This is a genomic window from Halopelagius fulvigenes (assembly GCF_055398025.1).
In genome coordinates this window covers 1231787-1252560 of sequence record NZ_AP043846.1, presented here as the reverse complement: position 1 = coordinate 1252560, position 20774 = coordinate 1231787, and the positions used below count along the sequence as shown (strand labels likewise).

At 68.2% G+C, this 20774-nt stretch carries 22 protein-coding genes and 1 pseudogene; 15 read left to right on the top strand and 8 right to left on the bottom strand.

Translation table 11 applies throughout. The annotated features are described in order from the left end of the window. The 10 genes from metX to ACZ522_RS11010 all read left to right on the top strand — a co-directional run bounded on the left by metX (position 1) and on the right by ACZ522_RS11010 (position 8789). Positions 1 to 1236 carry a homoserine O-acetyltransferase MetX gene (gene metX / locus ACZ522_RS11055; protein ID WP_379699637.1) on the top strand — a complete coding sequence of 412 codons (1236 nt, stop codon included), beginning with the start codon at positions 1 to 3 and terminating at the stop codon, positions 1234 to 1236. A 153-nt stretch (positions 1237 to 1389) separates the two neighbouring features. Beyond that, positions 1390 to 1740, top strand: coding sequence for a hypothetical protein (locus ACZ522_RS11050; RefSeq protein WP_379699640.1), 351 nt, complete (start codon positions 1390 to 1392; stop codon positions 1738 to 1740). Positions 1741 to 1826: 86 nt separating this feature from the next. Further along, on the top strand, positions 1827 to 3134 hold the full coding sequence (locus ACZ522_RS11045) for an O-acetylhomoserine aminocarboxypropyltransferase/cysteine synthase family protein (RefSeq protein ID WP_379699643.1): 1308 nt from the start codon (positions 1827 to 1829) through the stop codon (positions 3132 to 3134). Positions 3135 to 3235: 101 nt separating this feature from the next. After that, complete coding sequence (locus tag ACZ522_RS11040; RefSeq protein WP_379699646.1) at positions 3236 to 4393, top strand: inorganic phosphate transporter; 1158 nt, start codon at positions 3236 to 3238, stop codon at positions 4391 to 4393. A 113-nt stretch (positions 4394 to 4506) separates the two neighbouring features. Continuing rightward, entirely contained in the window at positions 4507 to 4896 is a 390-nt protein-coding gene (fer, locus tag ACZ522_RS11035; protein WP_379699648.1) for a ferredoxin Fer, read from the top strand. Between the two features lie 171 nt (positions 4897 to 5067). Beyond that, positions 5068 to 6114, top strand: coding sequence for an A24 family peptidase (locus ACZ522_RS11030; RefSeq protein ID WP_379699650.1), 1047 nt, complete (start codon positions 5068 to 5070; stop codon positions 6112 to 6114). 120 nt (positions 6115 to 6234) lie between these two features. Then, positions 6235 to 6606: a phosphoribosyl-AMP cyclohydrolase gene (gene hisI, locus ACZ522_RS11025; protein ID WP_379699652.1), complete on the top strand. Its 372-nt coding sequence runs from the start codon at positions 6235 to 6237 to the stop codon at positions 6604 to 6606. 10 nt (positions 6607 to 6616) lie between these two features. Beyond that, on the top strand, positions 6617 to 7783 hold the full coding sequence (locus ACZ522_RS11020) for a DUF7118 family protein (protein WP_379699654.1): 1167 nt from the start codon (positions 6617 to 6619) through the stop codon (positions 7781 to 7783). 3 nt (positions 7784 to 7786) lie between these two features. Beyond that, positions 7787 to 8035: a hypothetical protein gene (locus ACZ522_RS11015; protein ID WP_379699656.1), complete on the top strand. Its 249-nt coding sequence runs from the start codon at positions 7787 to 7789 to the stop codon at positions 8033 to 8035. A 181-nt stretch (positions 8036 to 8216) separates the two neighbouring features. Beyond that, positions 8217 to 8789 carry a putative glycolipid-binding domain-containing protein gene (locus ACZ522_RS11010; protein WP_379699659.1) on the top strand — a complete coding sequence of 191 codons (573 nt, stop codon included), beginning with the start codon at positions 8217 to 8219 and terminating at the stop codon, positions 8787 to 8789. A 182-nt stretch (positions 8790 to 8971) separates the two neighbouring features. On the opposite strand, the gene glmM is transcribed toward ACZ522_RS11010, so the two are convergent. Then, a complete protein-coding gene (glmM, locus tag ACZ522_RS11005; protein ID WP_379699662.1) occupies positions 8972 to 10339 on the bottom strand; it encodes a phosphoglucosamine mutase in 1368 nt (455 codons plus the stop codon). 213 nt (positions 10340 to 10552) lie between these two features. Between glmM and hisA the strand changes: the two genes are divergently transcribed. Continuing rightward, positions 10553 to 11293, top strand: coding sequence for a 1-(5-phosphoribosyl)-5-[(5-phosphoribosylamino)methylideneamino]imidazole-4-carboxamide isomerase (gene hisA / locus ACZ522_RS11000; protein WP_379699665.1), 741 nt, complete (start codon positions 10553 to 10555; stop codon positions 11291 to 11293). Here the strand turns inward: hisA and ACZ522_RS10995 are convergent. Together ACZ522_RS10995 and ACZ522_RS10990 are read right to left on the bottom strand one after the other, a co-directional pair. Next, entirely contained in the window at positions 11236 to 11505 is a 270-nt protein-coding gene (locus ACZ522_RS10995) for a hypothetical protein (RefSeq protein ID WP_379699668.1), read from the bottom strand. The two genes, hisA and ACZ522_RS10995, sit on opposite strands and share 58 nt — an antisense overlap. Positions 11506 to 11614: 109 nt before the next feature. After that, positions 11615 to 11821: a hypothetical protein gene (locus ACZ522_RS10990; protein WP_379699671.1), complete on the bottom strand. Its 207-nt coding sequence runs from the start codon at positions 11819 to 11821 to the stop codon at positions 11615 to 11617. A gap of 190 nt (positions 11822 to 12011) precedes the next feature. On the opposite strand from ACZ522_RS10990, the gene hisB reads away from it, so the two are divergent. Further along, on the top strand, positions 12012 to 12611 hold the full coding sequence (gene hisB, locus ACZ522_RS10985) for an imidazoleglycerol-phosphate dehydratase HisB (protein WP_379699673.1): 600 nt from the start codon (positions 12012 to 12014) through the stop codon (positions 12609 to 12611). 21 nt (positions 12612 to 12632) lie between these two features. Here the strand turns inward: hisB and ACZ522_RS10980 are convergent, their stop codons facing one another. After that, positions 12633 to 13337: a hypothetical protein gene (locus tag ACZ522_RS10980; protein WP_379699963.1), complete on the bottom strand. Its 705-nt coding sequence runs from the start codon at positions 13335 to 13337 to the stop codon at positions 12633 to 12635. A gap of 110 nt (positions 13338 to 13447) precedes the next feature. Between ACZ522_RS10980 and ACZ522_RS10975 the strand changes: the two genes are divergently transcribed. Next, entirely contained in the window at positions 13448 to 13951 is a 504-nt protein-coding gene (locus ACZ522_RS10975) for an amino acid-binding protein (RefSeq protein ID WP_379699675.1), read from the top strand. A 53-nt stretch (positions 13952 to 14004) separates the two neighbouring features. On the opposite strand, the gene ACZ522_RS10970 is transcribed toward ACZ522_RS10975, so the two are convergent. Beyond that, a complete protein-coding gene (locus ACZ522_RS10970; RefSeq protein ID WP_379699678.1) occupies positions 14005 to 14310 on the bottom strand; it encodes a hypothetical protein in 306 nt (101 codons plus the stop codon). A gap of 104 nt (positions 14311 to 14414) precedes the next feature. On the opposite strand from ACZ522_RS10970, the pseudogene ACZ522_RS10965 reads away from it, so the two are divergent. Then, positions 14415 to 15027: pseudogene (locus ACZ522_RS10965) on the top strand (IMPACT family protein). Between the two features lie 64 nt (positions 15028 to 15091). Continuing rightward, a complete protein-coding gene (locus ACZ522_RS10960; RefSeq protein WP_379699680.1) occupies positions 15092 to 16228 on the top strand; it encodes an NAD(P)/FAD-dependent oxidoreductase in 1137 nt (378 codons plus the stop codon). Positions 16229 to 16232: 4 nt separating this feature from the next. Here ACZ522_RS10960 and ACZ522_RS10955 read toward each other — a convergent pair whose 3' ends face one another. Genes ACZ522_RS10955 through ACZ522_RS10945 form a run of 3 tightly spaced genes read right to left on the bottom strand, consistent with a single transcriptional unit; the run spans position 16233 to position 20733 of the window. Continuing rightward, positions 16233 to 19163 carry a TRAP transporter permease gene (locus ACZ522_RS10955; protein ID WP_379699682.1) on the bottom strand — a complete coding sequence of 977 codons (2931 nt, stop codon included), beginning with the start codon at positions 19161 to 19163 and terminating at the stop codon, positions 16233 to 16235. Next, on the bottom strand, positions 19160 to 19660 hold the full coding sequence (locus ACZ522_RS10950) for a DUF1850 domain-containing protein (RefSeq protein ID WP_379699684.1): 501 nt from the start codon (positions 19658 to 19660) through the stop codon (positions 19160 to 19162). Before ACZ522_RS10950 ends, ACZ522_RS10955 begins: the two co-directional genes overlap by 4 nt. Positions 19661 to 19692: 32 nt before the next feature. Continuing rightward, on the bottom strand, positions 19693 to 20733 hold the full coding sequence (locus ACZ522_RS10945) for a TAXI family TRAP transporter solute-binding subunit (RefSeq protein ID WP_379699686.1): 1041 nt from the start codon (positions 20731 to 20733) through the stop codon (positions 19693 to 19695). Positions 20734 to 20774 lie beyond the last annotated feature (41 nt).

Below are 20774 nucleotides of genomic sequence, written 5' to 3'. Positions count from 1 at the left end.
ATGAAGACCGACAGCGGAACCGTCGACGTGGGCCGGTTCGACTTCGAGTGCGGCGAGGAGATACCGAATCTCCGCGTCGCCTACGAGTCCTACGGCGAGTTCGACGGAGATAACGCGGTCCTCGTCTGTCACGCCCTCACCGGCAGTCAGAACGTCGCGGGCTACGGGTCCGAGACGACCGGACAGGCCCGCGCGTGGTGGAACGACATCGTCGGCCCGGGGAAGGCCGTCGACACGAACGACTACTTCGTCGTCTGCGCGAACGTCCCCGGGTCGTGTTACGGCACCTCCGGCCCGCCGAGCGAAGGACCGGACGGCGACCCGTACGGCACCGACTTCCCGCCCGTGACCGTCGGCGACTGGACGCGTTCCCAACGCCTCCTGTTGGACGAACTCGGCGTCGGTCGCCTGCACGCCGTCGTCGGCGGGAGCGTCGGCGGGATGAACGCCCTCGACTGGGCGAAGCGCTACCCGGACGACGTGCGCCGCGTCGCCGCCGTCGCCACCGCGCCGCGCTTGGACCCGCAGTGTCTCGCCCTCGACGCCATCGCCCGCCGCGCCATCACCACCGACCCCGACTGGAACGGCGGCGACTACTACGAGTCGGGCGAGGCGGACGGCGACGCCGACGGCGCGCCGGGGCCGAAGAACGGCCTCGCCCTCGCGCGGCAACTCGGGCACGTGATGTACCTCTCGAAGTCGTCGATGGAGCAGAAGTTCGGCCGCCGGGCGGCGGGACGGGACGCCACGCGCGACGCGTTCCCCGCCGACCCCGCGGCTTCCTTCTTCCCCTATCGCGACGTGGAGTCGTACCTCGACTATCAGGCCGAGAAGTTCGTCGGCCGCTTCGACGCCAACTCCTACCTGTATCTCACCCGCGCGATGGACGACTACGACCTCTCGGAGGGGTACGAGGACGACACGCGCGCCGTCGCCGCATACGAGGGCGAGACCCTCCTGATGTCGTTCACCGGCGACTGGCACTTCACCACCGAGCAGTCTGAGGCCCTCGCGGAGTCGTTCCGCGACGCCGACGTGCCCGTCGCCCACCACGTCGTCGAGTCCGACCACGGCCACGACGCCTTCCTCGTGGAACCCGAGAAGGTCGGCCCGCCACTCCGCGACTTCCTCGATACGGGCGTCGAGGGCCGAGCGATTCACGACACCGACGACGACGAGGAGATAGACGACGGGTCGCAGTTCGCGCCCGTCCACAACAGCCTGTTTTCGGGATGACGCCCTCCCTTCCGCGCCTCGTCGGCCTCCTCGGATTCGCGTTCGTCGCCGTCGTCGTCCTCCTCGCGGCGGCGTTGGCGCCCCCGAAGACCGACTGACGCCGCTTCCCCGCCGACCCGAAGGAATTTGTCCGTCTCGGACGACGACTCGGGTATGCCTCTGCTCCGATTCGCCGGCCGAATCGCGGCGCTTCTAGCCGCGATTCCGGCGTACTACGTCGCGTACCTCCTGCTCACGGAAACCGTCGCCGTCGGCGCCGTCACCGCCGTCGGTGCCGCGTCCCTCGTCGTCGCCCTCGGCGCGACGTACGTCGCCCTCATCCCGGACGGACTGGGCGCGCGAACCATCGGCGTCTCGTTCGGCGGCCTCCTCGCCGTCGTCGCCATCGTCGTCCTCTCGACGCCGCTTCTGGCCCTGACGCCGCTCGCCGGACTCGCCGTCGGCGCCGTCGCCCTCGTTCTCCTCTTCGCGGGCGCGTCCGTCGCCGACGCGCACGCGGTCTGAACTTTCTTCTCCGTCCGCCTCCGAGCCACCGGCGTATTTTGTGAGAACGTGGGTGTTTACCACACGCCCGGACGAACCGGGCGGGTATGTCCGACGAGAACGACGAGGAGAGACCGCTCGGATTCGACACGCGAAGCCTGCACGCCGGGCAGGAACCCGACCCGGCGACGGGCGCGCGCGCACCGCCCATCTACCAGACCACCTCGTACGTCTTCGAGGACGCCGACGACGCGGCCAGCCAGTTCGCCCTGGAGAAGGAGGGGTACATCTACTCGCGGTTGATGAACCCGACGCTCGCCACGTTGCAGGAGCGTCTGGCCTCCCTCGAAGGCGGCGTCGGCGCGGCGGCGACGGCGTCCGGGATGGCGGCGTTCGACTTAGCGAACTTCCTTCTGGCGTCGGCGGGCGACAACGTCGTCTCCGCCTCGTCGCTGTACGGCGGGACGTACACGTACCTGACCCACACCGTCGAACGCCGCGGCGTGACGACGAAGTTCGTCGATACGCTCGACTACGACGCCTACGAGGAGGCCATCGACGACGACACCGCGTACGTCCACCTCGAAACCATCGGCAACCCCGCCCTCGTGACGCCGGACATCGAGCGAATCGCCGACATCGCCCACGACAACGGCGTCCCCCTGTTCGTGGACAACACGTTCGCGACGCCGTACCTCTGCCGCCCCATCGAACATGGCGCAGACCTCGTGTGGAACTCCACGACGAAGTGGATTCACGGCGCGGGGACGACCGTCGGCGGCGTCCTCGTGGACGGCGGGTCGTTCCCGTGGGCCGACCACGCCGAGAAGTACCCCGAGATAGCGCAGGACAACCCCGCCTACCACGGCGTCAACTTCGCGGAGACGTTCGGCGACGCGGCGTTCACGTACGCCGCCATCGCCCGCGGCCTGCGCGACCTGGGCAACTCCCAATCGCCGTTCGACGCGTGGAACACCATCGAGAAACTGGAGTCGCTTCCGATGCGGATGGACCGCCACTGCGAGAACGCGATGGCCGTCGCGGAGTTCCTGGAGGACCACGACGCCGTCTCCTGGGTGAACTACCCCGGACTGGAGAGCCACGAGACCCACGAGGAGGCGTCGGAGTACTTAGACGGCGGCTACGGCGGCATGATAACGTTCGGGTTAGAGGCGGGGTACGAGGCGGCCAAGGAGACGGTGAACGACGTGGAACTCGCCTCCCTGTTGGCGAACGTCGGCGACGCGAAGACGCTCGTCATCCACCCCGCCTCGACGACGCACCAGCAACTCACCGAGGAGGAGCAAGCGGCCGCGGGCGTGACGCCCGACATGGTCCGCCTCTCGGTCGGCATCGAGGACGCAGACGACATCATCGCGGACTTAGCGCAGGCCATCGACTCCGCGACGAACTGAGTCGCGTCGGCGTCGAACCGAGCGGGGACCGACGCCCCGTCCGCGGGTTCGGTCCTCCGCAAACCGTCGGAATTTAACCGTCCGCTTTCGAGTAGGCGTACGTGGTCGAAGTACTCCTCGTTATCGGACTCGTAGTCGCCGCGTTCGTCGGATTCAACATCGGCGGTTCTTCGACCGGCGTCGCGTTCGGTCCGGCGGTCGGGAGCGACATCGTCTCGAAACTCGCCGCCGCGGCGTTGATGACCGGATTCGCTTTCCTCGGCGCGTGGACCGCCGGGCGAAACGTCATCCAGACCATGGGCGGTCAGATCGTCCCGGAGAGCCAGTTCACGCTGGCGGCGAGCGTCGCCGTCCTCTTCTTCGTCGGCCTCGCCCTCCTCATCTCGAACACCTTCGGCGTCCCCGCCTCCACGTCGATGACCGCCGTCGGCGCCATCGCCGGCCTCGGCGTCGCCACCGGCACGCTCAACGCGGAGGTCATGCTCGAGATCATCTCGTGGTGGATCGTCTCGCCGGTCATCGCCTTCTGGATCTGCGCCGTCGTCGGGCGGTACGTCTACCCGTACCTCGACGCGAGACTGAAACTCGACCGCTCGCCCGGACCGCTTCTGACGCTTGACCGCTCCGGGGCGGTCCCCCGCCCGACGTTCGGGCCGAACACCACGTCTAGAGAACTCGGGAGCATCGTCCTCGTCGTCGTCATCGCCTGCTACATGGCGTTCTCCGCGGGCGCGTCGAACGCCGCCAACGCCGTCGCGCCGTTGGTCGGTAACGGCGCCGTCGGCATCGACGCCGCCATCCTCCTCGCGTCGGGCGCTATCGGCCTCGGCGCGTTCACCATCGCCCGCCGGACGCTGGACACGGTCGGAAACGACCTGACCGAACTGCCGATTCTGGCGGCACTCGTCGTCGAGACGGTGTCGGCATCGCTCATCGCGTTCCTGTCGTGGCTGGGCATCCCCGCCAGCCTGGCCGTCTCCGCGACGATGTGTATCGTCGGCCTCGGGTGGGGGCGGGCGACTCGCTCCGTCACCATCGGCGAGGCCCTCGGCGGCAAGTCGCCGGGGATGTCCGTCAACGCACTCACCGCCGAGACGGACGAGAACGTCCCGGCCGTCGGCGAGGAGTCCGAGACCGACCTCGCGGGACGGAATCTATTCGATCCGGGGACGACCGGCCGGGTCATCTTCTTTTGGCTCCTCACCCCGTCGCTGTCGGCCGCGGCGTCGTACGCGCTGTTCGCGCTGACCTCGGTCTAATCATATTCGGTTGGACACGCTGGACGTGCGTCCGGTGACGGCGGCGGGGTTGTACCGTCGTTGGGCGGGAGGAACAGCAAAGTCTAATGGTGTGGGTTTCCAACCGTGGCGTGATGCCCACGGTAGAATACCTCAACTACGACGTACTCGATGACAACGGCTGGGACATGGACGACGACGACCTCTTCGAGAAGGCCTCCGACGCCGACCTCGGCGACGAGGACTACGGTACGCTCGACGTCAATCAGGGCGAGTACATCCTCGAAGCGGCCGAGGCGCAGGGCTACGACTGGCCCTTCTCGTGCCGCGCCGGCGCCTGCGCGAACTGCGCGGCCATCCTCTTCGAGGGAGAAATCGAGATGGACATGCAGCAGATTCTCTCGGACGAGGAGGTCTCCGAGAAGAACGTCCGCCTGACCTGCATCGGCTCCCCGGAGGCCGAAGAGGTCAAAATCGTCTACAACGCGAAGCATCTCGACTACCTCCAGAACCGCGTCATCTGAGGCGTTCACCCCGACACTTTCTTTCGGTCGTCGCGCGCGACGTGTCGCCGCAGAGGAGGTCCTCACCGCCGCCGTGGGTGTGACAATACCTATCATATACCCGTCTACCAGTCGTGTTTCTCGACTTTCAGGATACCAAAGCAATAACTCCCCCCGGTGCAGTTCGCCTGTATGTTCGCCACCGTACCCGACCTGCTCCGACTCCTCGTCATCCCGGCGTTGGGGTGGGCGGCTTGGCGCGACGTGGAGACGCGTCGAGTCCCGAGCGTCACGTGGTATCCGCTCGTCGCACTCGGCGTCGTCCTCCTCGCGTGGGACGCCCTCGGACACCTGTCGTTCGCGACGTTAGCCGACCGCCTGTTCTTCGTCCGCGTGGGCGTGAGCCTGCTGTTCGTCGCACCGCTCTCGTACGCATTCTGGTATCTCGGCGGGTTCGGCGGCGCAGACGCGAAGGCGCTCATCACCTTCTCGATACTGCTGCCGACGTTCCCGACGTACTACCTGCCCGGAATCGCGCTCCCCGCGGAGGCGACGACGCTCGGCGTGTTCTCGATGACCGTCCTCACGAACACGGTCATCTTCGCCCTCGGCTACCCGCTGGCGATGGCCGTCCGGAACGTCCTCGACGGCGACACGGAGGTTCCGCTCCTGTTCTTCGGGCGGCGTATCCCCACCGTCGACCTCTCGACGGCCCACGGCCGCCTGTTCGAGACGCCCGACGGCTACACCCGGAACGGACTCGACATCGACGCCCTCCGGATGTACCTTCGGTGGCGCGGGACGACGCTCGCGGCGCTCAGAGGCGACCCCGAGGGTCACCGCGACCCCGCCGGTATCTCCCGGACGCACGACCCCACCGACGGCGCAGTCGGCGCGGGCGTCGCCGCAGACGGGGGTACCGTCGCCGCCGCGGATACCGACTCAGACACTGACGCTGACGCCGACTCCGACACCGACGCTGACGCTGACGCCGCGACGACTATCCTCGACGCCGAGGACGAGTGGGGCGCGGAGGCGTTCCTCGACTCCATCGAGGGGTCGGCGTACGGCACGACGCCCGAGAAACTCCGCGAGGGCCTCGACGTCGTGACGACGGCCGACGAGGTGTGGATTTCGCCCGGCATCCCGTTCCTCGTCCCGATGTTCTTCGGCACCGTCGTCGCGTTCGCCTACGGCGACGTGCTGTTCGGCGCCGTCGGTGCGCTCGGACTCGTCTGAGGCGTCGTTTTCTCTCTTCGGGGTACAACGCCGGCGTCCGCTTCGGCCGGCGGACGGCGGCCGACTGACGCCTCGGTCGGTACAAAAGACATATCGGCCGGCACCGCATGGTTCGACGCGATGACCGAGGACGTGGAGGTGGAGTTCGGCGAGGACGGACTCGTCCCCGCAGTCGCACAGGACGCCGACTCCGGGGAGGTGCTGATGCTCGCGTACGTCTCGCCCGAAGCCCTCGAACGGACGCGCGAGACGGGGCGGGCGCACTACTACTCCCGGAGTCGGGACGAACTGTGGGAGAAGGGCGCGACGAGCGGACACACCCAGACCGTCGCGGAGGTGCGCGTCGACTGCGACGCCGACACGCTCCTGTACGTCGTCGAACAGACCGGCGGCGCGTGCCACACCGGCCACCGCTCGTGTTTCTACCGCACTATCGACGGCGAGACGGTCGGCGAACGCGTCTTCGACCCCGACGAGGTGTACGACGACTGACCGACAGACGATGACAGACGCCACAACGGCGGACGCCGGCGAGGACGGGGCGACCGACCCCGACGTCTCGGACCTCGTTCGGCGACTCCGCGAGGCGAGAGCGGCCGTGGACGACGTCGAGTCCGACATCGCGGACCACGGCGAGGACGCCGTGGACCGCGCGGTCGGCGCGTACCGACGAGCGACGACGCTCCTCGACGACTACGAGGACTCCGCGACCGGCACGGGCGACTTTCAGGCGTACGTGCGGTTCCAAGACGAGTTCCTCGGCCTCGTCGAGGACCTCCCCGAGGACGTGCCCGTCCGCGACGCGTTCGAGGCCGCCGCCGAACGCATGGACCGCAGGCGACTCCGCGCACGCGACTTCGACGGCGCGCGCGGTGACCTCGAACCGGCGGCCCGACTCGAAGGACTCCTCGAACGGCGCGCGGAGGCCCGCGAGGAACTGCAGGCGGCGCGCCGCGACGCCGCCCTCCGACTGAAGGAGTTAGACGAACGAGTCGACGAACTGGCCGATCTGGTCGCTCTCGGCGAGGCGGACTTGGACGCCCCCGTCGAACGCCTCGGAGAGCCCATCGAGGCGTACGCCGAGTCGGTCCGCGAGGAGTTTCAGACGTGGAAAGAGGAGGCCCCCGCCCGCGAAGTGCTCGACCTGCCGGCGACGGCGGAGTCGTACCCGTTGGTCGATTTCCAGTCGCCGCCGCGGGACGTCCTCGCGTACGTGCGCGAGAACCCCGGCGGCGACCACCCGATACCGAAACTGCTGGAGTACACCGGCTACTCCGGGTCGAAACTCGACCACTACGTCGACGACGCGGCGGCGCTTCAGACGTCCGTCGCCGTCCACCGGACGTACCTCGAACGACTCGGCGCGGACCCCCTCGTCGTCTCGTGGCCGCCGCCGCGGGCGGAGGTTCTCCGCCGCCGCGCCGACGAGATAATCTCGCTCCTCGATCGGTTCGCCTCCGAGGACACCGTCGTCACCCTGCGCCGCGTGCGGGACCTGACGTACCGCGAGGACTACGCCCGCCTCCGAACCGCCGCGCGCGCCCGCAGCGAAGTGACCGACGAGCAACTCTCCCGCCTCCGGTCGGGGGCCGTCGAGACGGAACTGGAAGCCGTCCGGGAGGCGCGCGCCCGCCTCGCGGCGGCCCTCGACGAGACGGACGAGGACTGACGCGTGGTCGTCGTCGCCGCCACCGCGTTCGTCGCGGGCGCAGTGTGTCTGTTCTACGCGACGAGAGCGCTGCGGACCCGCCGGGCGGCCGCGCGCCTCGACGTCGAAGAGGACCCCACGGCGTGGCTCTTACCCCCGGACGAACGCGAGGAGGCATCCGACGATCCGGTCGAGGACGTGTCGATAGAGCGCGGGGCCGTCCTCCTGTTTCTCGGCCTGCTCTGCTTTCTGTTCGGCATCATCAGCCTTTGAGGTCGCTTCCGGAGGTTCGACGAACCCCTCGATCGGGTGGTCGGTATCAGCGGTCGTGCTGGATAGAACGCGCGCGTGCAGCACGGTGGGTGGTTCGGATGGAACGGCACCACGCCGGTAGGTACAGAGAGCGTAGTGTCCAAAAAGATACGACTATTTGCGCCCGCAGCAGTATCCGGTTATGAACCGAGACGTATTCTGGTCACCGGCCGCAGGGGTCGGGATAGAATCTCTCCATCTCATCGAGGACTCAGCAGGTGTCGCTGCTGAGGGCGTCGTCGTCGGTTCGGTCGATGGTACGTCGTTTCGCGCCCGCTACGAAGTCGAGTGCGACCGCCGGTATCACACTCGGAGAGTGGACGTTACCACCCTCGGCCAGGAACCGGAATCGATGACACTTCGGGCCGATGGGGAAGGCCGATGGACCGATGGTCGAGGAGCGGAGGTATCGGCGCTACGTGGGTGCATCGACGTAGATATTTCGGCAACGCCGTTCAGCAACACACTCCCGATTCGACGTTTGGAACTCGGCCAGAACGAGTCAGCCGAGGTGCAGGTCGCATATATCTCGGTGCCCGAACTACGCGTCGAAGCCGCCTCTCAGAGGTACACCTGCCTCGATCCGATCGACGAGGACGGCGGACGGTATCGCTACGAAAGCGTATCCAGCGGCTTCACGGCCGAGTTACCGGTCGACTCGGACGGACTCGTCGTCGATTATCCGGGACTGTTCGACCGGGTCTCGCCGTCGTAACCGCCGATAATCTGCTCTGCGCTCGCAGGTACCGGCCTGCGGGACGCGGAGACCCGAATCGAACGCGTTCACCGTGCTGAGTGTCCCCCTCTCTCCGGTGCGCAGTTCCAATCCGTCTCTCACGGTTTCGACGGAGTCGAGAAAGAGAGAAAGAGACCGTATCGAGCGGGTTCGCAGTCTGTTCAGCGAACTGAGTTGAGAGCGATGCGAAGCGCGGCCTCCGCCCCGTCAGCGAGTTCTTGGGCGCGTCCGAGGTCACTGGACTCGGCGTAGACGCGCACTTTCGGTTCGGTTCCGGAGGGGCGGACCAATACCCACGCGTCGCCGTAGTCGAGGCGGTAGCCGTCGGTGGTGTTCGGCGTTGCCTCGGAGTTCTCGGCGTACTCGCGGGCGGCGTCGAGCATCGCCTCCAGTTCCGCCTCCGTCTCGTACTCCAGGTTCACGCGGACGTTGTGGTAGTCTTCGTACGGCGCGGCGAGTTCGCTGGCGGGGGTGTCGGCGACGAGTTCGAGGAACTTCGCGCCGACGAACGCGCCGTCGCGGACGAGGCGGAAGTTCGGGAAGAATATCCCCCCGTTGCCCTCGCCCGCGATGGGGACCGACTCCCCGCGCGCCCACAGTTCGCGGATGCGCGTGATGATGTTCGTCGCGCCGATGGGCGTCAGTTCGAGGTCCGCGCCCACCTCGTCGCAGACGTCCACGAGTCGTTGCGAGACGTTGACGGCGGCCACCGTCGTGTCGCCCTCCGATAAGTTCTCGGCGGCGAGGGCCGCCAGCGACGACTCGCCGGGGATGAACTCGCCGTTCTCGTCCACGAAGACGGCCCTGTCGGCGTCGCCGTCGTGGGCGATACCCACGTCGGCGTCGGCGGCATTCACGAGGCGACAGAGGTCCTCCAGTTCGCTCCCGACTGGTTCGGAGTTGCGGCCCGGGAAGGTGCCGTCCGGCGTGGCGTTGACCGTCACGACCTCGCAGCCGAGTTCGCGGAAGAACTCCGGGCTGGTGAGCGCGCCCGCGCCGTGGCCCGGGTCGAGGGCGACGGTCAGGTCCGCCTCGGCTATCTTCTCTCGGTCCACCGACGAGAGGAGGTCCTCGACGTACTCGCGGTTGGCCGACTCGACGGTTCGGACGTGGCCGACTTCGTCCCACGTCGCCGTCGAGAACTGCTCCGAGAGGATGTGGTTCTCGATGCGTTCGAGTTCGGCGACGGAGAGTTCGACGCCGTCGGACCCGACCAGCTTGATGCCGTTGTACTCCGGCGGATTGTGCGAGGCGGTGATGACGACGGCCGGCACCTCCTCGACTTCGCAGTAGCGGACGACGCCCGGCGTCGGGACGACGCCGAGCTGGTCGACGTCCACCCCGACGCTGGCCAGTCCGCTCTCGGCGGCGTTCGACAGCATCTCCCCCGTCGTCCGGGTGTCGCGCGACACCACGACGCGGTCGGTGTCCCAGACGGTCCCTGCCGCCTTCGCCACCCGGAGGACGAACTCCGGGGAGAGGCCGTCGCCGACCACCCCTCGCGTCCCACTCGAACCGAACAGTTTCATCGTGGGGTACTGGTTCGCCCGGCGACAAAGCCGTTCCGAACCACAGTGACCTTTTTCGGTGTCGAGTTATCGGTTCGTCCGACCGGTCGGCGTTCTGACGGACGGGAGCGAACCGTCGGCGCGGAAAAGTGGACGTGAGTCAATCCCGTGGTACCACCGCTTCGTTCCGCCGCCTCCGGAGCCTTTAGGCGCGGCGCACGAGGAGGGTTCCCCATGACAGAGGCGTTTCCCTCGTTCGAAGTCGTCCCCGCGGTGGACATGCAGGACGGCGAAGTCGTGCAGTTGGTGCAGGGCGAACGCGGCACCGAGAGGCGCTACGGCGACCCGGTCGAGGCCGCAGAGCGCTGGGTCGGCGAGGGGGCGGAGACGCTCCACCTCGTCGATCTGGACGGCGCGTTCGAGGGCGAACGGAAGAACGCCGGCGCGGTGGAAGCCGTCGTAGACGCCGTGGACGTGCCGGTGCAACTCGGCGGCGGCATCCGAACCGCCGACGACGCGGCGAACCTCCTCGAACGGGGCGTCGAACGCGTCATCCTCGGCACCGCGGCGGTGGAGAACCCCGAGTTGGTCGAGGAGATAAGCGACGACTACCCCGGCCGCGCGATGGTGAGTCTCGACGCGAAGGACGGCGAAGTGCTCGTCTCCGGGTGGACCGAGAGCACCGGACTCGACCCCGCGGAGGCCGCGAGTCGGTACGAGGAACTCGGCGCGGGCGCGATTCTGTTCACCGACGTGGACGTCGAAGGGCGGATGGAGGGCGTCCAGACGGACGTGACGAGGCGCGTCGTCGAGGCGGTGGACATCCCGGTGGTCGCCTCGGGCGGCGTCGCCTCACTCGACGACGTGCGCGCCCTGCGGGACGCCGGTGCCGCCGCCGTCGTCGTCGGAACCGCGCTCTACGAAGGCACGTTCACGCTCCGCGAGGCGGCGGCCGCCGCCGGGGAGTCCGAGTAAGAAGTCAGAGTACGGGGCCGAAGTCGTTCGAGGAACGGGCGGTCAGAACGAGAGTCGCTCGGCGATGCGACGGCGACGAACTCCGCCGTCGCGTAGACGCCCGCGCCCGCGACGACGAGGCCGACGCCGACGTCCGAGAGCGTCGCCGAGGTGATGTACGGGACGCTCACGAGCAACGTCACTCCCGTCAGCACCGCCCGCTTCGGACCCATATCCGAGCGCTCGCTCCGCCCCGTATCGATCTACGTCAGACGCTCTCTGCGGGGATGCGACGCTGTCGGACGCTCTCGCGGGCGGACGCTCGACCGGAAACGGAGGGGTTCACTCCCGCCGCGTCCCGCGTCCGCGCCCGTCGCGTCGCACTCCGTCCGCGGACCGGTTCGTCACCGCCGTCACCACGGCGGCGGACGCGAGGACGATGAGCGCGACACCTAACGCCGTCTCCGTGCCCGACCGGGAGAACAGCAGCAGGCTCCCGAGACACAGGGTGTACAACGCCACCGCCGCCCCCTTCCAGCGCATGGCCATACCGCCCCTCTGTGCGCGTCCCCAATTAATATCCGGCAGACGGCCGTCTGACGAGGTTCGGTATCTACCGGGAGTACGACGCCCAGAATCGGACGTCTCTCGTCCCCTCCGGGCGTTCGAGCGTCGAACCCGTCGAAAAACCGAGTGCCGCGAGCGCAATCGTCATACGGGAGGGCGAGAACTGGGAGGCATGAGCGACGACGCCGCGGAACGCACGGTGGCCGTCTCGCGGGAGACGGCGGAGACGACGATAGACCTGACGCTCGCCGTGGACGGCGACGGCGACGCCGTCGTAGACACCGGACTCGGCTTCTTCGACCACATGCTCGAAGCGTTCGCCAAACACGGCCTGTTCGACCTGACGGTCCAGTGCGACGGCGACCTGCACGTGGACGACCACCACACCGTCGAGGACGTGGCCATCGTCCTCGGGGAGGCGTTCGCGGAGGCCCTCGGTGAGAAGCGCGGCATCGTCCGCTACGCCGACCGGAAGGTGCCCTTAGACGAGGCAGTCGCGGGCGTCGTCGTGGACGTGAGCGGTCGGCCGTACTTCGGCTTCGAAGGGGAGTTCTCGCAGGACCGAATCGGCGAATTCACGAGCGACATGGCCCGGCACTTCGCGTACTCGCTCGCGATGAACGCCAGGTTGACGCTCCACGCGGAGGTGTCGGGCGTCAACGCCCACCACGAGGTGGAAGCGCTGTTCAAAGCGCTCGCGCGTTCGCTCGACGACGCGACGCGCGTGGACCCCCGGCGGAGCGACACGCCGAGCACCAAGGGCGAACTGTAGTCGTGGGCCGAAACGAAGCGGTCAGGATTTTCTGAGCGTCCCGCCGTCGTCCGCGAGGACGCCGCGTTCGACGGCGTAGTCGATGATGTCGCGGACGTGGTCGTCGTCTAAGTCGTACGCGCCGGCGGCGAGTTCCTCCACCTCGGCCCGTTCGACGGGGAACTCGCGGTTGTTCAGGAGGCGCATCACCTTCCGGAACTGCGGCGGTTCCTCGTCCGCCGAGGAGGTGTCTTCCCCCTCGTCCGTCCCCGTCGCCCCGCGTTCGCCGGCGTCGTCGCCCCCCGCCGCTTGGAGGGATTCGCCCGCCTCCTCGTCCGTCGCGTCGGCGATGCCGGCCGTCTCGGCGTCCGCCGTCGCGTCGTCGGACGCCGCGTCCGCCGTCGCCGCGGGTTCGCTCGGCGAGTCGTCGGACGCCTCCGCGGAGAGTTGGTCGTCCGTGTCTCTGCCCGCCACCATCGGGGAGTTCGACCCGAGCGAGTCGGTTGTTTCGTCGCGCCCGTCGCCGTCGCCGCTTCCGACGGTTCCGTCCTCGCCGCCACCTCCGCCGCTCTCGACGCCGAGACGGTCGAGGAGCGGTTCGAGGACGGCTTCGAGCGTCGAAGAGCAGTCGCCGCAGAGGACGACGCGACGCTGTTCGCCCTCCGCGGGGGACAGTTCCGGTGGCAGCACTTCGTAGACGCCGTCGGCGTCGGCGCCGCAGAAGTCGCAGGAGCGAAGTTGGCGCATGGGCACGTCCACCTCTCGCCGTCGGACGGATTAAAGCCCCGGCAGACGGGCCGTCGCCCGTTCTCGGTGGTACAGAATTAAAGCCGCCCGCCGCGAACGTCCGCCGACGGATGTTCGACGAAATCATGCAGAAGTTCGAGGGGAGTCCCAGCCAACAGGCTGTCATCCGACTCCTCCTCGAACGGGGGTTCTCGGTCAACGACGAGGGGCGCGTCGTCTCCGGCGGCATCGAGATTCCGAACACCGGCATCGCGCGCGAGATCGACGTGGACCGCCGCGTCGTGGACTCGACGACGAGCGCGATTCTCGAAGACGAGGAACTCCGCCGCATCTTCCAGAACATCTCCTCCATCCCGAGCCTGATGGACCTCGCGCCCGTGTTGGACCTCTCGGTGCTCACCGTCGAAGTCGGCGACGCCGACGAACCCGGCATCGTCGCCGACGTCACGTCCCGACTCGCGGCGCGCGACATCTCCATCCGCCAGACGATAAGCGAGGACCCCGAGTTCACCAACGAACCGAAGCTGTACATCGTCACCGACGAACCCCTGCCGGGCGACCTGTTGAACGAACTCTCCGCTCTGGAGTTCGTCCGGAAGATATCCATCGCCTGAGTCGCGTCGGCCCGCAACGTCGCGTCCCCCGTCTCGGAACCGGGACCCTCAGCTTACGGTGCCCGGTAGTAGCTTCTTCTTCCCCGCCCCGCGTCCACGATGCGCCGCTCCAGTCGCCCGTTATCGACGAGTTTGTCGAGGATCGAGTTGACCGTCGCGAGGTCGAGAGCGCACCCGACGAACTCCTCGATGTCCGCGTCCCCGACGTTCGACTCCGACCGCCCCAAATCGACGACTCGCTCGGCGATCTCCCGCACGTTGTACGCCTCCTCCGGGTTGCCGTGCAGGAAGCGGAGTATCTCGTTCTCGATGGAGGGCCGTTCGTCGCCGCTCTCGAACGTTTCGCCGTCAATGGGCATAGCCTCGAATAGCACCCTCCGCCCCGTAAGTCCGCGTTTCCGGCCGACCGATAGCCGCCGACGCGTACGAACCCTTTTGACCGATGGCGGGCCTACCGCCACGCATGAGCGACGACGACGCCTACCGCACCGTCGCCGGGCGCGGCGAGGCCGCCTTCGAGATACGAGGCTCGGAGTTCATCGGCTACGTCGCGCCCGCGAGCACCGTCGAGGAGGCGGAGGCGTTCGTCGCCGAGATAACCGAGCGACACCCCGACGCGACGCACAACGTGCCCGCCTACCGCGTCCCCGCGGGGGGAGCGTCCGCCGGTGCGGGAACGATGCTCCGCGAGTACGCCTCGGACGACGGCGAACCGTCCGGGTCCTCGGGCGACCCGGCCCTGAACGTCCTCGTCCAGCAGGAGATTCGGAACGTCGCCGCCGTCGTCACGCGCTACTACGGCGGGACGAACCTCGGCGTCGGCGGACTCCCGCGGCGTCAAGGAGGCACTCGAAGACGCGGGCGTCGTCGAGGAACTGCCCCACGAAACGTTCTCCGTCGCCGTCGAGTACGACGACTCCGGGACCGTCCGCGGCATCTTAGAGAGCGCAGACGCCGAGTTCGACGCCGCGTACGAGGAGGACGTCTCCTTCGACGTTCAAGTGCCCGTCGCGGACGGCGCGGAACTGAGAGACCGCATCAGAAGCGCCACCAGCGGTCGAGCCGACATCTCGTAACTCCTCCCCCGTCCGAACCGCCGGGAGCGGTACACTCACGTCGCCGGATTCCCTCGCCCCGTTCGTGACAGACAGATACGACGCGGTAGTGGTCGGCGGCGGCATCGTCGGGTCGTCCGTCGCCTACCACCTCGCCCGCGAGGGGACCGACGCCCTCCTCGTCGACCGCCGCGACGAGGGCCGCGCGACGGACGCCGGCGCGGGCATCCTCTCGCCGGCGACGACGAGCAGAGACGACGAGACGTGGGTTCGATTCGCAGTCGAGGCCGTCGCGTACTACGACGAGTTGGTGCCCGCACTCGAAGCCGAACAGGACGGTCCCCACGGGTACGCGGAGCGCGGACTCCTCGCAGTCGCCGTGAACGGCGCGGAAGCCGACGCGTACGACGAGACGCTCGAACTCGTCCGCGAGCGGCGAGCGGAGTACGGGACGCCCGCGCCCGGGACGATACGCGAGCTCGATTCCGAGGAGGCGAAAGCCCGGTTTCCGCCCCTCGCGGAGACGAAACGCGCGTTCCACTACGACGACGCCGCCCGCGTGGACGGGCGGACGTTCGAGGCGGCCCTCCGGCGCGCCGGACGGGCGCACGGCCTGACCGAACGCGAGGGGGGCGTCGCGGAGATTCTCGTCGAAGGCGGCGACGTTCGGGGCGTCACGCTCGCCGACGGGGAGACGGTCGAAGCCGAGAACGTCATCGTCGCCGGCGGCGCGTGGTCGGCGGCGTTCGAGTCGCAGTTGGGCGTCGAGGTGCCCGTCGAACCGCAACGGGGGCAGATAGTCCACCTCGACGTGGACGAAGACACCGAGGGGTGGCCCATCGTCAGCCCGTTCCGGAGCCATTACATGGTGTCGTGGGACGACGGCCGCGTCGCCGCGGGCGCGACCAGGGAGACGGGCGCGGGGTTCGCTCCGCACACCACCGTCGCGGGCCTGCGCGAGGTGTTCGACGAGGTGCTCCGCGTCGCGCCGGGCCTGTCGGACGCGTCGCTCCGAACGTCGCGCGTCGGACTCAGACCGCTGAGCGAGGACGGCCACCCCGTCTTGGGCGAGGTCCCCGGCGTCGCCGGCGCGTACCTCGCCACCGGACACGGACCGACGGGTCTCCAACTCGGGCCGTACAGCGGAAAACTGGTCGCGCAGGCGGTCCGGGGCGAGACGCCCGAAACGGACGTCTCGCAGTTCGGCGTCGGGCGGTTCTGAGCCGTCAGTCGCCGGCCGAGACGGCCGTCGGTTCGGCCTCCTCGTCGGCGCTCCGACGGTTCTGGAGGACGAGTGCGCCGAAGATAGCGCCGCCGACGGCGCGCATCGCCACGTCCACGACCACCGGGTCGCCGAAGTTCTCCAAGAGGCCCACCGCGCCGGTGAGGTCGGTGAAGGCGTTGAGAACCAGCATCGGAGCCATCAGCAACAGCGCCGACGCCGCGAACAGGGCGCGGTCCGAGCGGTCGGCCGGTCCGTACATGTGGCCGATGACGGTGACGCCGAGGGCGACGACGCCGACGAACACGCCCGCGACGGGTACGACCACCTGAGGGACGAACCAGCCGACGTCGGCCACGTCGGCGAACGTGATGACTCGCGCGTCCGCGCCGCGCCCGCGGAGCAGGAGGATGCCGGGGGTGAGCGCGAAGGCGAACGGCACGATGGCCTTGTTGAGCGACAGCGAGAACGCCTCGATACCCGTCTTGAACGGGTCAGAGCGGGCGATGCCGGACGCCGCGTACGCCGCCACGGCCACCGGCGGCGTGATGTCGGCGATGACGCCGAAGTAGAGGATGAACAGGTGCGCCGCGAGGAGCGGAATGTCGCTCGACTGGGCGATGGCCGGGCCGAGGAGCGACACGAGGATGATGTACGTCACCGTCGTCGGCATCCCCATCCCGAGGATGATGGAGGCGATGGCGGTGAACAGCAGTAGCAGGACGATGGAGCCCGCGGCGACGGCTTTGATGAGGGCCGTCAGGTTCGGGCCGAGGCCCGTCGCGCTGACGACGCCGGGGATGATGCCCGCGGCGGCGACGGCGATGACGACTTCCGTCGCCGTCCGCGCGCCCGAGTCGAGCGACTTGCCGAGGAACGCCACGTACCGGGTGGCGCTCAGGTTCGCCAGTCGGGGGCGGCGCACGGCGGCAGAGAGTCGCTCGCTCGTCTCGTCCACCGCCGGGTCGAGGTCCATCAGCGGCGAGTAGGTCTGCCGGCGGACGACGAGGAACGCGAGACTCACGAGAACGACGACGGTTCCGAGGTCACCCGCGGCGGCCGAGGCGGCGGCGACGGGCGACATGCCGCCGTCCCCGCCGCCCGTCGCGGCGTCCACGACGCCGACGCCCGTCAGCAGGAACGAGACGAACTGCGCGAGCAAAAGCGCGGCGATGCTCCCGACGAGGGGGACGCGCGTCCGCCGGTTGTACGCGGCGACGGCGGCGATGAGCGCCATGATGGCGACCAGCGTGTACCACGCCGAGCGAGCGACCGTCAGGCGTTCGACGAGGAGGAAGTACAGCAGAAGCAGGATGGGGACGAGGTAGAACCACCCTTTCCGGAGGTGTTTCGGCACGGCGACGACTTCGCTCGCGTCGAGTCCGCCGATATCGGCGCGCACCGCTTCGAGGTGGACCATCACCCAGACGCCGAAGAAGAACACGACGGCCGGGATGGTGGCGGCGACGATGATGTCGGAGAACGGCACGCCGATGAACTCTATCATCAGGAACGCCGCCGCGCCCATCACGGGCGGGAGAATCTGCCCGCCCGACGACGCCGAGGCTTCGACGCCGCCCGCGAACTCGGGGCGGTAGCCCGACTTCTTCATCAGGGGGATGGTGAACGCGCCGGTGGTGACGGTGTTGGCGATGGACGAGCCCGAAATCGTCCCCATGAACCCCGACGCGAGGATGGACGCCTTCGCGGGGCCGCCCCGGCGCGTCCCCGTCGCCGCGTACGCGAGGTCGATGAACCACTGCCCCGCGCCGGACATCTCGAGGAACGCGCCGAAGAGGATGAAGATGTAGATGAACTGCACGGACACCGTCACCGGGATGCCGAACACCCCGTTTTCGGTGTTGTACCAGAGGTTCTGGACGATGTTCGCCCACGACCCCTCGGGGATGGAGAGGACGCCGACGAGGGGCGCGCTCCCCGGAATGAGGTAGCCGTACCGCGCGTAGACGATGAACGACGCGACGATGAGCATCAGGTAGACGCCCAGCGACCGCCGCGTCGCTTCGAGGACGAGGAGGACGCCCACGACGCCGAGGACGTAGGCGTAGGCGACGTCCGAGAACGGCAGGACGCCCACTATCTCGCCGAGCGGAATCACGTTCGCCACCGCCGCGAACGGGCCGTCGGGGCCGAGGTACTCCGCGACGGTTCGGCCCGACTGGAGGCCGAGGACGCGCAGTTGCTGAATCTCCTTGAACTCGAGCACCATGTACGCGGCCGTCGCCGCGGCGCAGACGACGAACACCGCGTCTATCGGCGTGATGCGCTCTCGCTCCGGGTCCACCGCCAGCCACCGGACGACGCCGCGCGCGCCGACGGCCGCGCGGGTGACGGGGTTGTCGCCGCCCAACCGGTCGCGGAGTGCGGGGACGACGGCGGCGAGTCTGCGCGCTATCGCGCCGTCGCCGGTGGTCGGGGGGAAGAGGAGAAACGCCAGCATGAGGCCGAAGGCGACGTGGACGGCGTTGACCTGCAGGAGTTGGAGCGCGCCGAGGTCGATTTCGCCGACGAACGGCAGTTCGGCTCGGAACTCGAACCCGCGGGCGGCCAGCCACACCTGAAACAGCGAGAAAGTGATGGCGATGGCGGAGACGAGAACCGCCGCCGGCCCGGCGAAGGAGCGCTTCCGCTCTATCTCCTCGATGAGTTCTTGGGCCTCCTCCTCGGACATCTCCTCGTCGACCGCGTCGGTGGCCGCGCCCTCCGGCGCAGCGTCCACGCCGTCCGCGTTCGCGTCGGCGTCCGCGTCTTCGGCGTCGTCGGTGTCTCGTCCGCCGTCGGTCAGATACGACCGCTCCGCGCCCGCATCCGGTGTCGAGGCGTCGGAACGCTCGTCCGAACGGCAGTCGCTCGCGCGTTCTCCGTCGTCGATGCGTCGGTCGGCCGACCGACCGTCGTCGTGTGTGTCAGTCATTGTCGTGTGAAGGCGGGGAGGGCCCGGTCCAGAAGCGACCGTTGTTCGATGCTGAGGCGGACGCTCCGCGCGTCGGAGAGGCTCACGAGGTCGTACGTCTCGTCGCCGACGCGGAGTTCGTGGCCGGCGACGCGGCCGGGCTTGACGTAGAACTCCTCGTAGGACCCCGGCGGGTCGAAGACGAACGACCCGTTCACCTGTCGAACGTCCGCGCGGGCGGGGAGGCCGGCGCCGAACGAGTGAAACACCATCCGCGTCATCTCCAACTCGTCGCCGCGGACGGTGTACTCGTCTATCACCTGCGTCTTCTCGACGCTGTGAGTGTACGCTATCGCGACGGTCGTCCCGTCGGAGACGGGGACGGTCAGCAGTTCTTCGCCGGTTTCGGCGTCGCTGACGACGAGTACGTTACCTCCCGGTACCGCCGCACTCGCCCCTACCGTCAGGACGAGTACGAGAAAGAGAGCAGCGAACCGGCCGAGCGTTCGTCCGTTCATTGTCGAGACGATAGGCGGTGGGGCGCGGGGAATTACTTACCGAAGTACGCCTGCGCTCCGGGGTGAAGGTCGATGGACATGCCCTCTTGGGCGGAGTCCTTGCTGATGAAGTCCGTCTTGATGGAGAGTTGGTCCACGTTGTCGAAGATGGCCGCGGTGACCTCTTTGACGGTCTTTTCGGGCTGTTCGGCGTTCGTCGCGATCATCGCCTGCACGGACACCGTCGGGGCGGCCTGTTTGAGGCCGTACGTCCCGGACGGAATCTCGTCGTCGGCGTAGAACGGCGCGGCGTTCTTGACGGCCTTGCGGTTCTCGCCCTCAATGGGGACGATGCGCACGTCGTTCGTCGCGGCGAGTTCCTCGATAGCGCCGACGGGCCATCCGCCGACGACGAACGCGGCGTCGATGTCGCCGTTCTTCAGTTGGTCCGACGCCTGTGAGAAGCCGGTGTTCTGCTCGGAGTAGTCGCTGATGCCGAGGGCTTCCAGAATCTGGACCGCGTTCACCTGCGTCCCCGACCCGAGGTCGCCGGTGTTGATGGTCTTCCCCGAGAGATCCGAGGGCTTCTTGATGCCCGTGTTCGCCAGCGTGACGATGTGGATGGTCTCCGGGTAGAGCGTCGCGACGCCGCGGAGATTCTTCACCGGGTTACCCTTGAACGCGTCGATGCCCTCGCCGTTGGCGGCGAAGTAGGCGACGTCGTTCTGTATGAGGGCGAAGTCGGCGTCGCCGCGGGCCAGACTGCCGACGTTCTCGACGGACGCGCCGGTGGACTGGACCTGCAGTTTGTAGTCGGTGTTCTCCTCGACGACCGACTTGAACTCGTTCGAGAGGGGGAAGTACGTCCCGCCCGTGCCGCCCGCGTGCCACGAGAGGCGCGACTCGGTGCTGCCACCGCTCTCGGTGGTCTCTCCGCCGGAGGTTCCCTCGCCGGTGGTCGCCTCCCCGCCGGCGGTCGTCCCTTCGCCTTCGGTCCCTTCGCCGCCACCGCCACCGGAACATCCGGCGAGGCCGGCGATACCAGTGAGACCCGCAGCCGCAACGAATTCGCGTCGATTCAGTTTTCGAGACATAGCCGTGAGATGAATATCCGCACATAATACTATTACTAATT